Annotated in this window: 13 protein-coding genes; 2 read left to right on the forward strand and 11 right to left on the reverse strand. The window is 71.0% G+C overall.

The window, feature by feature from the left end; translation table 11 throughout:
- Window positions 1-50: 50 nt before the first annotated feature.
- From era to hrcA, 8 genes are all read right to left on the reverse strand, one after another.
- Entirely contained in the window at window positions 51-983 is a 933-nt protein-coding gene (gene era / locus V1351_RS09940) for a GTPase Era (protein ID WP_338747988.1), read from the reverse strand.
- Entirely contained in the window at window positions 980-2,266 is a 1,287-nt protein-coding gene (locus V1351_RS09945; RefSeq protein ID WP_338747989.1) for a hemolysin family protein, read from the reverse strand. The genes era and V1351_RS09945 overlap by 4 nt, the downstream gene beginning before the upstream one ends.
- Window positions 2,263-2,733, reverse strand: a complete 471-nt coding sequence (gene ybeY / locus V1351_RS09950; RefSeq protein ID WP_338747990.1) for an rRNA maturation RNase YbeY — start codon at window positions 2,731-2,733, stop codon at window positions 2,263-2,265. Before ybeY ends, V1351_RS09945 begins: the two co-directional genes overlap by 4 nt.
- Window positions 2,730-3,779, reverse strand: a complete 1,050-nt coding sequence (locus tag V1351_RS09955) for a PhoH family protein (RefSeq protein ID WP_338747991.1) — start codon at window positions 3,777-3,779, stop codon at window positions 2,730-2,732. Before V1351_RS09955 ends, ybeY begins: the two co-directional genes overlap by 4 nt.
- Before the next feature lie 63 nt (window positions 3,780-3,842).
- Window positions 3,843-4,631: a hypothetical protein gene (locus V1351_RS09960; RefSeq protein WP_338747992.1), complete on the reverse strand. Its 789-nt coding sequence runs from the start codon at window positions 4,629-4,631 to the stop codon at window positions 3,843-3,845.
- A 64-nt stretch (window positions 4,632-4,695) separates the two neighbouring features.
- The gene (locus V1351_RS09965; protein ID WP_338747993.1) at window positions 4,696-5,460 is read right to left on the reverse strand and encodes a 16S rRNA (uracil(1498)-N(3))-methyltransferase; all 765 of its coding nucleotides are present in this window, start codon (window positions 5,458-5,460) and stop codon (window positions 4,696-4,698) included.
- A 12-nt stretch (window positions 5,461-5,472) separates the two neighbouring features.
- Window positions 5,473-6,591 carry a molecular chaperone DnaJ gene (gene dnaJ, locus V1351_RS09970; RefSeq protein WP_338747994.1) on the reverse strand — a complete coding sequence of 373 codons (1,119 nt, stop codon included), beginning with the start codon at window positions 6,589-6,591 and terminating at the stop codon, window positions 5,473-5,475.
- 54 nt (window positions 6,592-6,645) lie between these two features.
- Window positions 6,646-7,680 (reverse strand): heat-inducible transcriptional repressor HrcA, encoded by a 1,035-nt coding sequence (hrcA, locus tag V1351_RS09975; protein ID WP_338747995.1) that lies wholly within the window; start codon window positions 7,678-7,680, stop codon window positions 6,646-6,648.
- Window positions 7,681-7,823: 143 nt separating this feature from the next.
- Here hrcA and V1351_RS09980 point away from each other — a divergent pair, with 143 nt between their 5' ends.
- Window positions 7,824-8,699 carry a DUF3097 domain-containing protein gene (locus tag V1351_RS09980; protein WP_338747996.1) on the forward strand — a complete coding sequence of 292 codons (876 nt, stop codon included), beginning with the start codon at window positions 7,824-7,826 and terminating at the stop codon, window positions 8,697-8,699.
- 35 nt (window positions 8,700-8,734) lie between these two features.
- Here the strand turns inward: V1351_RS09980 and fabG are convergent, their stop codons facing one another.
- The 3 genes from fabG to hemW form a co-directional block, all read right to left on the reverse strand.
- Window positions 8,735-9,490, reverse strand: coding sequence for a 3-oxoacyl-ACP reductase FabG (fabG, locus tag V1351_RS09985; RefSeq protein ID WP_338747997.1), 756 nt, complete (start codon window positions 9,488-9,490; stop codon window positions 8,735-8,737).
- A gap of 85 nt (window positions 9,491-9,575) precedes the next feature.
- Window positions 9,576-10,226 (reverse strand): trimeric intracellular cation channel family protein, encoded by a 651-nt coding sequence (locus V1351_RS09990; protein ID WP_338747998.1) that lies wholly within the window; start codon window positions 10,224-10,226, stop codon window positions 9,576-9,578.
- The gene (hemW, locus tag V1351_RS09995) at window positions 10,219-11,481 is read right to left on the reverse strand and encodes a radical SAM family heme chaperone HemW (protein WP_338747999.1); all 1,263 of its coding nucleotides are present in this window, start codon (window positions 11,479-11,481) and stop codon (window positions 10,219-10,221) included. Before hemW ends, V1351_RS09990 begins: the two co-directional genes overlap by 8 nt.
- Window positions 11,482-11,563: 82 nt before the next feature.
- Between hemW and V1351_RS10000 the strand changes: the two genes are divergently transcribed.
- Complete coding sequence (locus V1351_RS10000) at window positions 11,564-12,349, forward strand: tyrosine-protein phosphatase (RefSeq protein WP_338748000.1); 786 nt, start codon at window positions 11,564-11,566, stop codon at window positions 12,347-12,349.
- Window position 12,350: the final 1 nt, after the last annotated feature.

Consider the following 12,350-nt stretch of genomic DNA (forward strand, 5'->3'; position numbering starts at 1 on the left):
GCGCAGTGACGACGCCGCGAGCGCCGCCCGTGAGCCTCGACGGCAGGGCGTCAGAACCCCAACCGCTGCATCTGCTTCGGGTCGCGCTGCCAGTCCTTGGCCACCTTGACGTGCAGGTCCAGGAAGACCCGCTGGCCGAGGATCTTCTCGATCCCCCGGCGGGCGGTCGTGCCGACCTCCCGCAGGCGGGAGCCGCCGCGGCCTATGATGATCGCCTTCTGGCTGTCACGCTCGACGAAGACGTGCACCCGCACGTCGAGCATCGGTGAGTCCTGCGGCCGTCCCTCGCGCGGCACGATCTCCTCGACGAGGACCGCGATGCTGTGCGGCAGCTCGTCGCGCACCCCCTCGAGCGCGGCCTCGCGCACGAGCTCGGCGATCATCCGCTCCTGCGGCTCGTCGGTCAGGGCGTCCTCGGGGTAGAGCGGCGCGGGCGAGGGTGGCAGGTACTCGGCCAGGACGCCCAGGACCTCGTCGACCTGGTCACCGCGCACGGCCGAGCAGGGCACGATCGCCGCCCAGTCCCCGAGCTGGTCGATCGCGATGAGGTGCTCGGCCAGCCGCTGCTTGTCCACGGCATCGGCCTTGGTCGCGATGGCCACGACCGGCACCTTCTTCGCGCGCTGCAGCTCGATCAGGTCGGTGGCGATGAAGCTGTCGCCCGGGCCGATCTTCTGGTCCGCCGGCAGGCAGAAGCCGATGACGTCGACCTCGAGCAGCGTCTCGCGGACGAGGTCGTTGAGGCGCTCCCCCAGCAGGGTGCGCGGCTTGTGCAGCCCGGGGGTGTCGACGAGGATCAGCTGCTCACGGTCGTCGGGGCGCGTGACGACCCCGCGGATGATGTGCCGGGTGGTCTGGGGCTTGCTCGAGGTGATCGCGACCTTGTCCCCGACGAGGGCATTGGTCAGCGTCGACTTGCCCGCGTTGGGGCGTCCGACGAGACAGACGAAGCCTGCCTTCCACTGCGCATCGTCCACGCTCATGCCCCGATCTCCTGGTCCGTCATCGCGTCCGACGACGCGACGCGTTCGACGATGACCGTCGCGACCCGGTGTCGTCGTCCGGACATCTTCTCAGCCGTCAGCGACAACCCTGCCACCTCGCAGTGCGCGCCGCTGATCGGCACCCGGCCGGTGACCTTGCCGAGCAGCCCCGCGACGGTGTCGACCTCCTCGTCCTCGAGGTCCACGTCGTAGAGCTCGGCCAGGTCGTCCACGCCGAAGGCGGCCGGGACGCGATGGCGACCGTCCCCGAGGTCCTCCACGCCGGGGCCCTCGCGGTCGTACTCGTCGGCGATCTCGCCGACGATCTCCTCGAGGATGTCCTCGATCGTCACCAGGCCCGCTGTCCCCCCGTACTCGTCGACGACGATCGCGGCGTGCGTCTGGTCGACCTGCATCTCGCGCAGCAGCTGGTCGACCGGCTTGCTCTCGGGGACGAAGGGTGCCGGCCGCATGAACGTCGAGACCGGCTTGTCCGCGGCGCCCTCGTCGGCCAGCAGGGAGCGCACGACGTCCTTGAGGTAGACCAGCCCGACGATGTCGTCGCTGGACTCGCCGACGACCGGCACCCGGGAGAACCCGGACCGGATGAAGAGGTTGAGTCCCTTGCGCGCCGGCTTGTCGGACTCGATGGTGATCATGTCGGTGCGCGGGACCATCACCTCGTGCGCGAGCGTGTCACCGAGCTCGAAGACCGAGTGGAGCATGTCGCGCTCCTCGTCCTCGATGAGCGCGTTCTCCCCCGCGAGGTCGAGCAGGTCGCGCAGCTCGGCCTCCGAGCGGAATGGCCCGTCCCGGTAGCCGCCTCCGGGCGTGAACGCGTTGCTGAGGGTCACCAGCAACCGGGCGAAGGGCCCGAGGATGCGGCGCAGCCAGATGACGAAGGGGGCCGTGGCCAGGGCGATCGTGGTGCTGTGCTGCTGGCCCAGGGTGCGTGGCGAGACGCCGACGAGCATGAAGGTGACCACGGCCATGATGGCCACGGAGATGATCAGTGCCAGCCAGGTGCGCTCGACCTGCTCGACGACGACGAGCGCGATGAGCACGGCGGCTGCGGCCTCGGCGATGGCCCGCAGGAACGCGATGACGGAGATCGGACCTGCGCTCTCGGCGAGGATGGCGCGCAACTCCCTGGCCCCGCGCCGCCCCTCGCTCTCGGCGTCCTCGGCGGCGACGCGAGAGGCGGAACCGATGGCCGCATCGATGAGCGTGAGCGCGAAGGCGACGATGATCGAGACGACGGCACCGACGATGAAGCCGGTCACCGTCCGGTCTCCCTCCCGCGTCCCGCGAGGAAGGTCAGCAGCAGCTGGCGCTGCAGCTCGAACATCTCCTTCTCCTCCTCGGCCTCGGCATGGTCGTAGCCCAGGAGGTGCAGGATGCCGTGCGTGGTCAGCAGGAGCATCTCCTCGATCGTCGCGTGACCGGCCTCGGCAGCCTGCTTGGCTGCGACGGAGGGGCACAGGACGATGTCACCGAGGATGCCCTCGACGGGCTGCTCGCCCTCGCGCGCGGGCTCGAGCTCGTCCATCGGGAAGCTCATGACGTCGGTCGGGCCGGGCAGGTCCATCCACTGCTCGTGCAGGACGGTCATCGTGTCCTCGTCGACCATGCGGATGCACAGCTCGGCCTGCGGGTGGACCCGCATCTCACCGAGGACGTAGCGGGAGATGTCGACGAACTCGCGTTCCGCGACCTCGTGGTCGGTCTCGTTGAGGACCTCGATGCTCACTGCTGCTGACCCTTCGTCGCGTCGTACCGGTCGTAGGCATTGACGATCTCCCCGACGAGGCGGTGCCGCACGACGTCCGTGGCGTCCAGGTGGGCGAAGTCGACCCCGTCGATGTCGGTCAGGATGCGCTGGACGACCTTCAGGCCGGACTGGACCCCGCCCGGCAGATCGACCTGGCTGGTGTCACCGGTGACGACCATCTTGGAGCCGAAGCCCAAGCGCGTGAGGAACATCTTCATCTGCTCGGGTGAGGTGTTCTGCGCCTCGTCGAGGATGATGAAGGAGTCGTTCAGCGTGCGCCCGCGCATGAAGGCCAGCGGGGCGACCTCGATGGTCCCGGCGGCCATCAGGCGCGGGATCGACTCCGGGTCGAGCATGTCGTGCAGGGCGTCGTAGAGCGGACGCAGGTAGGGGTCGATCTTGTCGCCCAGCGTGCCGGGCAGGAAGCCGAGCTTCTCCCCCGCCTCCACGGCCGGTCGGGTGAGGATGATCCGCTGAACCTGCTTGGCCTGCAGGGCGGCGACCGCCTTGGCCATCGCCAGGTACGTCTTGCCGGTACCGGCCGGCCCGATCCCGAAGATCACCGTGTGGTCCTCGATGGCATCGACGTAGTGCTTCTGTCCCAGCGTCTTGGGACGGATGGTGCGGCCGCGGCTGGAGACGATGTTGGTCGTCAGCACGTCGGCGGGGCGCTCTCGGAACTGTCCGCGCAGCATGGTGATCGAGCGCTCGACGGCGTCCCGGTTCAAGGGCTGCCCGGCCTCGATGATCTCCATCAGCTCGTCGAGCAGACGGTCGATGACCTCGAGGTCGTGCCGGGGGCCGTGCAGACGGAACTCGTTGCCACGCACGAGGATCTCCGCCTTGGGGAAGGCGCGTTCCATCGTCCGCAGCAGCTCGTCGGTGGGCCCCAGGAGGTTGACCATGGGCACGTTGTCGGGCAGGACGATCGTCTGCTGCACCGTCCGGGTGTCGGAGTCGTCACGTCGCGGGTCGTCTGAGATCGAGTCGAGGGCGCGCAGGTCGGGTTGGTCTGGTCGAGGCATCGTGCGCACCAGTCTACGTGGGGTGGCGGGTGCGTCACGAGTTGCGCCGGGTTCGCTGCGGCCTCAGTCACCGTCCGCGCGGACACCGATGACGGGATCGGTCAGGGCCCGGTCGAGCGCCGTGACCGGGTCCCGCCCGGCCGCGCGCAGCGTGGTCTCGCGAGAGAGGGCCCGGGACGCCATGCCGTCGGCGCGATAGCCCCGGGCCACCATCGCCGACTCCATGGCCACGAGCACGGCCACGGGGTCCGGGACCGCAATCTGCCACCAGCCGAAGGGCCCGTCCTCGGCAACCGGTCGGTGGCGCAGGACGTCGTTCACCCCGCCCGGGTCCTCCGGCCCACCTGCTCCGCGGACCGACCCGTTGACGACGACTGCCGGCGGCCGGATCGCCCGTTGCACCCAGGCGGTGACCGGTCGGGTGGCCGTCGCCGTGCTCGGGGCGATGAAGGTCCGGCCGGGGTCGATGCTCGCCCACGGGACGACCGAGGCCGGTGCATCGGCAGTGGCCCGCAACACGAGCCCACCGCTGTGCACGTCGTACCGGCGACGGCGCGCGGCCAGCCGCACGAGGAGCAGCGCGACCAGGACGAGCGCTGCGGCGCCGACGAAGATCACGAACACGTCACGCGGGAGGTCATCCCCAGGTCCGGTCATCGCCCGCAGGAGGCCGAACGCCAACCCCAGGTCCAGGGCGAGCAGCGCCCCCTTCGTCCACAGCCGCACGTGGACACCACCGCGGAAGCAGGCCACCCGCGGCCCCATGTCCCGCGGCGTGGCCGTGGCCCAGGACCCGAGCTCCGCGTGGTCCCGGTCGGTGCCACCGTGCCACTCGAAGAATCGGTTCGTCACGTCGTGACTCCTGACGGTCATCGAGTGCACTGCTCCAATCGCTGCGACGGTGCTTCCCGAGACCCTAGCGATGTCCGCCCGCTGACCTCCAGCGGGTACGGGTGCTGATGGCGGCAATCGCCGCCGGGCCCGCGGTGGACGCCCGCAGGATCTGCGGCCCGAGGCGGACCGCGCGCGCACCGGCGGCCACCAGCAGGTCTCTCTCGTCGGGTGAGATGCCCCCTTCGGGCCCCACGACGAGGAGGATCTCCCCGGTCTCGGGCAGGTCGACGCCGGCCAGTGCCGTCGTCGCGTCCTCGTGCAGGACGAAGGGGGTGGTCCCCGTCCTGCGGCACGTCTCGGCGAGCGTGGCGGTGGTGACGAGCTCGCCGAGGTCGGGCCACCGCCCACGTCGGGACTGCTTGGCCGCACGCTCGATCACGTTGGCCCACTTGCGCCGGCCCTTGTCGACCTTGGGGCCCTTCCACCGCACGATCGAGCGGTCCGCCTGCCACGGGATCACGCCGTCGACACCGAGCTCGGTGGCCGCCTCGACGGCATCCTCGTCGCGTCCGTCCTTGGCCAACGCCTGGACGAGCGTGAGACGCAGGGACGGTGCCGGCTCGTCCGCCCGTCCGGTCACGCGCAACGAGACGAGGTCGCTGGCCACCGACGCGGCGACGGTCCGCACACGCGCGCCTGCACGATCGGCGACGAGGACCTCCTCACCGGTCTGCAGCCGCACCACCGTCGCGGCGTGGTGCGCCTCGGAGCCGGTCAGCGCGACGTCGTCGTCGACTCCGAGGCCGTCGAGGACGCCGGGGTCGACGAGGAACAGTGGTGCGGTCACCGGATCGACGCGTCAGCGCTTGAAGGCGTGGCGCAGACGACCGACGAAACCGGCGTCGATGTCGTCGAGGTCGCCGTCGGGCTGCTCCTCGTCGCGGACGCTGGCGAGGTCGCGCAGCAGCTGCTCCTGCTCCCCGTCCAGACGGGTCGGAGTACGCACGTCCATGTGGATGATCAGGTCGCCGCGGCCCTCGTGGCGCAGGTGCGTCACGCCCAGACCGGGCAGGACGATCGTGTCGCCGGGTTGGGTGCCCCGCTTGATGGAGATCTCCTGCTCCCCGTCCAGCGTCATGAAGCTCATGTCGACACCGAGCGCGGCCGCTGTCATCGGCACCGGCACGGATGCGTGCAGGTCGTCACCCCGACGAGTGAAGGTGTCGTGCTCGGCGACCCGCAGCTCGACGTAGAGGTCGCCGGCCGGTCCGCCACCGGGTCCGACCTCCCCTTCGCCGGAGAGGTGGATGCGGGTGCCGGAATCGACGCCGGCGGGGATCTTGACCGTCATCGTGCGCCGGGTGCGTACCCGGCCCTGGCCGGAGCACTCGTGGCACGGGTTGGGGATGACTTCGCCGAAGCCCTGGCAGGTCGGGCACGGACGGCTGGTCATCACCTGCCCCAGGAAGGAGCGCTGCACCTGCTGGATCTCACCACGACCGGCGCAGGTGTCACAGGTGCGGCGGCCGGTGCCCGGCTGCGCGCCGTCGCCGTCGCACACCGAGCACGCGGTGGCGGTGTCGATGACCAGGTCCTCCTGACCGCCGAAGACGGCGGTCGCCAGGTCGACCTCGAGCCCGACCAGGCCGTCCTGCCCGCGCGAACGGCGCGAGCGCGGCCCCCGGCCGCCGCCCGACTGGGCGCCGAAGAACTGCTCCATGATGTCGCTGAAGCTGAAGCCCGCGCCGAAGCCGTCGTGCGCCCCGCCGTACGGGTCGCCGCCCATGTCGTACTGGCGACGCCTCGTCTCGTCGGAGAGCACGTCGTAGGCCTGCGAGACGCGCTTGAACTTCTCCTCGGCGTCCTCACCGGGGTTCACGTCCGGGTGCAGGGTACGGGCGAGCTTGCGGTAGGCCCGCTTGATCTCCTCGGGGCTGGCCTCTCGGCTGACGCCGAGGTCCTCGTAGTAGTCGTTCACGCGTTGACGTCCTCGTAGGTCGTGGGTCTGTCTGGTTGATGCGGACGGGAGCCGTCAGGCGTCCATGATCCGCGAGAGGTAGGTGGCGACGGCACGCACCTGTGCCATCGTCGCCGGGTAGTCCATGCGAGTGGGGCCGAGCACACCGACGGTCCCGACCTGCTCGTCACCCGAGCCGTAGCCCGAGGTGACCAACGAGGTCGTGTGCAGGCCGCTCACGGGGTTCTCCGAGCCGATGCGCACGGCGACACCCGCCTCGTCCTGGTCGGCCTCGACACCCAGGAGCTTCAGCAGCACGACGTGCTGCTCCAGTGCATCGAGGATGGGTTCCAGCGTCATCGGGAAGTCGCCGGGGCTGCGAGCGAGGTTGGCCGTCCCCGCGAGTGCGATCTTGGTCTCCCGCTCGTCGGCGAGCGCGTCGGCGAGCGCAGCCAATACCCCGGCGGTGAGAGCGTCCTCGGTGCCGGTGTCCTCGGAGTGCAGCGTGCCGAGGGCATCGAGCGCCTCGGCTAGGCGCCGGTCACGGGTCGCGGCGTTGACCCGGGAACGTGCCCGGGCCAGCGACTCGAGGCCGGGGCCGTCGGTGTAGTCGACGCCCGTGGGTACGACCCGCTGCTCGACCCGGCCGGTCCCCATGATGACGACCACCATGAGGCGGGTGTCGCTCATCGCCACCAGCTCGATGTGCTTGACGATGCTCCTGGTCAGCGACGGATACTGCACGACGGCGACCTGGCGGGTCAGCGTCGACAGGAGTCGCACGGTGCGGTCCAGGACGGCATCGAGCTCGTCGGCGCCCTCGAGGTAGTCGGTGATGGCGGCCCGCTCCCCCCGGGACATCGGCCGGATGGCCTGCAACCGGTCGACGAAGAGGCGGTACCCGGCATCCGTGGGGATCCGGCCGGCGGACGTGTGCGGGGCGACGATGAGGCCCTCGTCCTCGAGCGCGGCCATGTCGTTGCGCACGGTCGCGGCAGAGACGTTGAGCCGGTGCCGGTCCAGCAGCGCCCGCGAGCCCACGGGCTCCGACGTCTGGACGTAGTCCTCCACGATGGCGCTGAGTACCGCCATCCGACGCTCGTCACTCATGGAGTCCTCCTTCCGACATCACCGACCGCACCGCCTTGGCACTCGGTCCACCTGAGTGCCAAGTCTACGACCGACCGGTGCATTCCCCGGAATCCGGCGTGCCCTGCCGTCCGGAACGCCTCGCCCGGCCTAGCGTCGGCCTCGTGAACGACCGATACGGCAATGACGTGCTCTCCGGCGACTGGCGCTCCAGAGGCCGCCTCGCCCGTCCCACCTCGCGCCCGATCGAGGCGACCCACGGCACCGTCGTGGAGGACGTCGAGACCGGCTGGGTCGGCGCCGTGGTCGCCGTGGAGAAGGCCGGTGGTGTCCACGTCGTGCACCTGGAGGACCGGCACGGCACGGTCCGGGCCTTTCCGCTGGGTGCCGGGTTCCTGCAGGACGGCACACCGGTGGCGCTCACCGCGCCGAAGGGGGACCGGCGAGCGGCCCTGGCGAAGGCCGAGCGCGCCGCATCGCGCACGGCCAGCGGGTCGGTCGCCGTACACGACGCGAGGGCGAGGGTGGCCCGCGGGTCGCGCATCTTCGTGGAGGGCCGGCACGACGCCGAGCTCGTCGAGAAGGTCTGGGGCCATGACCTACGGATCGAGGGGGTCGTCGTCGAGATGCTCGACGGCGTGGACGACCTTGCCGGGGTCATCCGGGAGTTCTCCCCCGGCCCCGACCGTCGGATGGGCGTCCTCGTCGATCATCTCGTGCCCGGCACGAAGGAGTCACGCATCGTCGAGGAGGCCAACCGGGTCGCCCCCGAGCACGTCCTCGTCGTCGGCCACCCCTACGTCGACGTGTGGCAGTCGGTGCGTCCGCAGCGTCTGGGTATGCAGGCCTGGCCGCAGATCCCGCGCTCCGTGGAGTGGAAGCGCGGCGTCTGCGCGCACCTGGGCTGGGCGCACGACTCGCAGGCCGACATCGCCCGCGCCTGGAAGCAGATCCTGGGCACGGTGCGCAGCTATGCCGACCTCGAACCAGCCCTCCTCGGCCGGGTCGAGGAGCTGATCGACTTCGTCACCGCGGAGTGAACTCGCAGGAGCCCAAGCAGTTGCGGCGTCCCGGGTCAGTCCCGCGGGCCGCCCGCGACGTAGATGACCTGGCCGGAGACGAATCCCGCCTCCTCCGACAGCAGGAAGGACGCCGTCGCGGCGATGTCCTCGGGCTGACCGACGCGCTGGACCGGGGTCTCCTTGGCGGCGTGGGCGAGGAAGTCCTCGAAGGGCACCCCGATCCGCTCGGCCGTCGCGGCCGTCATGTCGGTCTGGATGAAGCCGGGGGCGATCGCATTGGCCGTCACCCCGAACTTGCCCAGCTCGATGGCCAGGGTCTTGGTGAAGCCCTGCATCCCGGCCTTCGCGGCCGAGTAGTTGACCTGGCCGCGGTTGCCCAGCGCCGACGTCGAGGAGAGGTTGACGATGCGGCCGTACTTCTCGGTCGTCATGTGCGCCTGGCAGGCCCTGGTCATCAGGAAGGCGCCACGCAGGTGCACCGACATCACGGCGTCCCAGTCCTCGACCGGCATCTTGAAGAGCATGTTGTCGCGGATGATGCCGGCATTGTTGACCAGCAGGGTCGGCGCGCCGAGCTCCTCGGCGACCCGGGCCACGCCGGCCTCGACCTGCTCGGGATCCGAGACGTCCACCCCCACGGCGAGGGCCGTGCCGCCGCCATCGGTGATCTCGTCGGCGACGACCTGGCAGGCCGACTCGTCGAGGTCGAGCACGGCGACGTGGTGGCCGTCGGTGGCCAGTCGGTGGGCGACGGCACGGCCGATGCCGCGGGCGGCTCCGGTGACGACGGCGGTGCGGGTGGTGCTCATGTGCAGCTCCTGATGATCGCGAAGGGGGTTCCCTCCCCATCGTCGTGCATCGTCCCGGCGCACGACACCCCGGTCGCCCGGACGCTCACTCCTTGGGACGCACCGCGATCCACCGCGGTTCCGTCGGCAGTCGCCACCCGCGCTTGCGGGCCAGCACGCAGATGCCACCACCCACGCCTGCGGCGACCAGGGAGTCCCCCGGGCCCGGGATGAAGGACGAGAAGACGACGAAGGTCGCGCCGGCGACGAAGGCTGCGCTGGCGTAGAGCTCGGACTGCTGCAGGATGACCGGCACCCGGCCCAGCATCATGTCCCGCACGGCACCGCCACCGCAGGCGGTGAGCACGCCGAGGAGGATCGCCGGCAGCCAGTGGATGTCGTACATCAGCGCCTTCTGCGTGCCGACGACCGCCCAGGTCCCGAGGGCGATCGCGTCGACCCACGGGAAGAGCTGGCGCCAGCGACGGCCCTCCAGAGGGACCATGAACGCGACGCCTGCAGCGACGAGCGCGACCGTCAGGTAGGCCAGGTCCGTCAGCGCGATCGGGGTGAGGTCGAGCAGCACGTCGCGGATCGCGCCGCCGCCCAGGGCCGAGACGATCGCCAACACGGCGAATCCGACCGGGTCGAGGTTGAAGCGGCGGGCCACGGCCCCGCCCAGCAACCCGTTGGCGAGCACTCCCAGCAGGTCGAGGAGCCGAATGATGTCCGGGACGGCGGCAGGTGTCTCAGTCATGGCCGGTGGACACCTGCCATGGCTCGACGGCCCCGGCGATGAGCTGGTGGACGACGGTGTCGGCGAGCAGACGACCGCGACGGGTGAGCACCACGCGCCCGCGGACGGCCGAACGACCGTCGACCAGACCGTCGGCGACGAGGCCGGCCACCGCCCTTCGTCCCTGCGGCGTCACCATGCCGGTCGGCAGTCCGTCACGCAACCGCACCCCCAGCAGGACGTCCTCGTCGTGGCGCTGCCCGGGGGTCAGGACCTCGCGGGCCGCTGCCGGGGACCCCCCGGCGAGGCGCTGCGCCCAGCCAGCGGGGTGCTTGACGTTCCACCACCGGACGCCGGCGACGTGGCTGTGGGCCCCGGGCCCGACGCCCCACCAGTCGTCGCCGCGCCAGTAGGCCTCGTTGTGCCGACACCGTCCGGCGGGCGTGCGCGACCAGTTGCTGATCTCGTACCAGTCGAATCCGGCCGGGGCGAGCAACTCGTCGGCGAGCTCGTACTTGTCGGCCTCGTCGTCATCGGTGGGTCGGGGCAGCTCACCGCGACGCACCCGGGCGGCCAGCTTGGTCCCGTCCTCGACGGTCAACGCGTAGGCGGACAGGTGGTCCGGTCGAAGTGCGATCGCCGTCTCGAGCGAGGTGCGCCACTGCTGCAGGCTCTCGCCCGGCGTGCCGTAGATCAGGTCGAGGCTGACGGCCAGGCCCACCTCGCGGGCGGCCGCGACCGCCCTGCTCACGTTGGCGGGGTCGTGGGTGCGGTCCAGTGTCGCCAGGACACCCGGCACGGCCGACTGCATACCCAGGCTCACCCGGGTGAACCCACCCTCGGCCAGGACGCGAAGGGAGTCGACGTCCACCGAGTCGGGGTTGGCCTCGGTGGTCACCTCGACGTCATCGGCCAGCCCCCAGCGCTCACGCACGGCCCCGAGGAAGCGCACGAGGTCCGCGGCGGGCAGGAGGGTCGGGGTGCCTCCGCCGACGAAGACGGTGGACACGGCCGGCGGGTCCCCCAGCACCTGCTGGGCGAGGTCGAGCTCGTCGATCGCCGCGTCGACGAAGGTGGCGACGCCCGCCCCCTTCGCTCCCCCGACGGGACCGAGCTCGGTGGCGGTGTAGGTGTTGAAGTCGCAGTAGCCGCACCGGACCGTGCAGAAGGGCACGTGCAGGTAGATCCCGAAGGGTCGCTGCCCGACCGCGTCACGGGCGGTGGCGGGCAGGGCGCCGTCCCGCGGCGCCTCGTCTCCATCGGGCAGGGCAGGCACCGCGCCATCCTCCCACCCGCGGGACGCAGCCCGACACCAGCCGGTCACCCTCCTGTCAGCATCGCTGGCTACGGTGAGGACCATGACCCACTGGATCGACCTCGACGGCGTCGTCAACATGCGCGACCTCGGCGGCCTGCCCACCCTCAGCGGCGGCCGCACCCGGGATGGTCGGCTCGTGCGCAGCGACAACCTGCAGGACCTCACGCGGGCGGACGTGCAGCGGCTCGTCGGCGAGGTGGGCGTCACCGACGTCATCGACCTGCGCACCGACGTCGAGCGTGATCTCACCGGACCCGGCCCCCTGACCCAGACGTCGTTGGCGCACCACCACCTCAGCTTCATCGCCGAGGACCGTCACCCGGGTGCGGCCCGGAGCACCGCCGACAGTGGCAAGGACGCCCTGCTGCTGTCCGAGGGTGACCCGGATCGGGGGTCCTCGGGCTTCTGGACGCGCCACTACCTCGGCTACCTGCACCAGCGTCCCGACTCCGTCGCGGGGGCACTCGACGTCATCGCGGACAGCCGCGGAGGCGCCGTGGTGCACTGCGCCGCGGGCAAGGACCGCACCGGGACGGTCACCGCGATGGCGCTGTCGGTCGCCGGGGTCCCCGACGAGGAGATCATCGCGGACTACGCCGCCAGCGGCGAGCGGATCCGGCAGATCATCGACCGGTTGGTCGACGTCGAGCCGTACAAGTGGGGTCTGCAGGGGCGCTCACTCGACGAGCAGACCCCGCAGCCGGAGACGATGGAGATGATCCTGCGCACCCTCGAGGACGAGCACGGCGGCGCCACCGGGTGGCTGCGCCAGCACGGGTGGGACGACGAGCGACTGGACCGACTTCGCGCACGCCTGACCGGTTAGG

This window comes from Janibacter sp. A1S7 (genome assembly GCF_037198315.1).
GTDB classification, from domain to species: Bacteria; Actinomycetota; Actinomycetes; order Actinomycetales; family Dermatophilaceae; genus Janibacter; species Janibacter alittae.

Bases quoted from the DNA above. Each gene is read 5' to 3' on its own strand.
- fabG (WP_338747997.1), bottom strand. From the start codon at position 9,490: ATGAGCACCACCCGCACCGCCGTCGTCACCGGAGCCGCCCGCGGCATC.
- era (WP_338747988.1), bottom strand. From the start codon at position 983: ATGAGCGTGGACGATGCGCAGTGGAAGGCAGGCTTCGTCTGTCTCGTC.
- V1351_RS09990 (WP_338747998.1), bottom strand. From the start codon at position 10,226: ATGACTGAGACACCTGCCGCCGTCCCGGACATCATTCGGCTCCTCGAC.
- V1351_RS10000 (WP_338748000.1), top strand. From the start codon at position 11,564: ATGACCCACTGGATCGACCTCGACGGCGTCGTCAACATGCGCGACCTC.
- hrcA (WP_338747995.1), bottom strand. From the start codon at position 7,680: ATGAGTGACGAGCGTCGGATGGCGGTACTCAGCGCCATCGTGGAGGAC.
- V1351_RS09955 (WP_338747991.1), bottom strand. From the start codon at position 3,779: ATGCCTCGACCAGACCAACCCGACCTGCGCGCCCTCGACTCGATCTCA.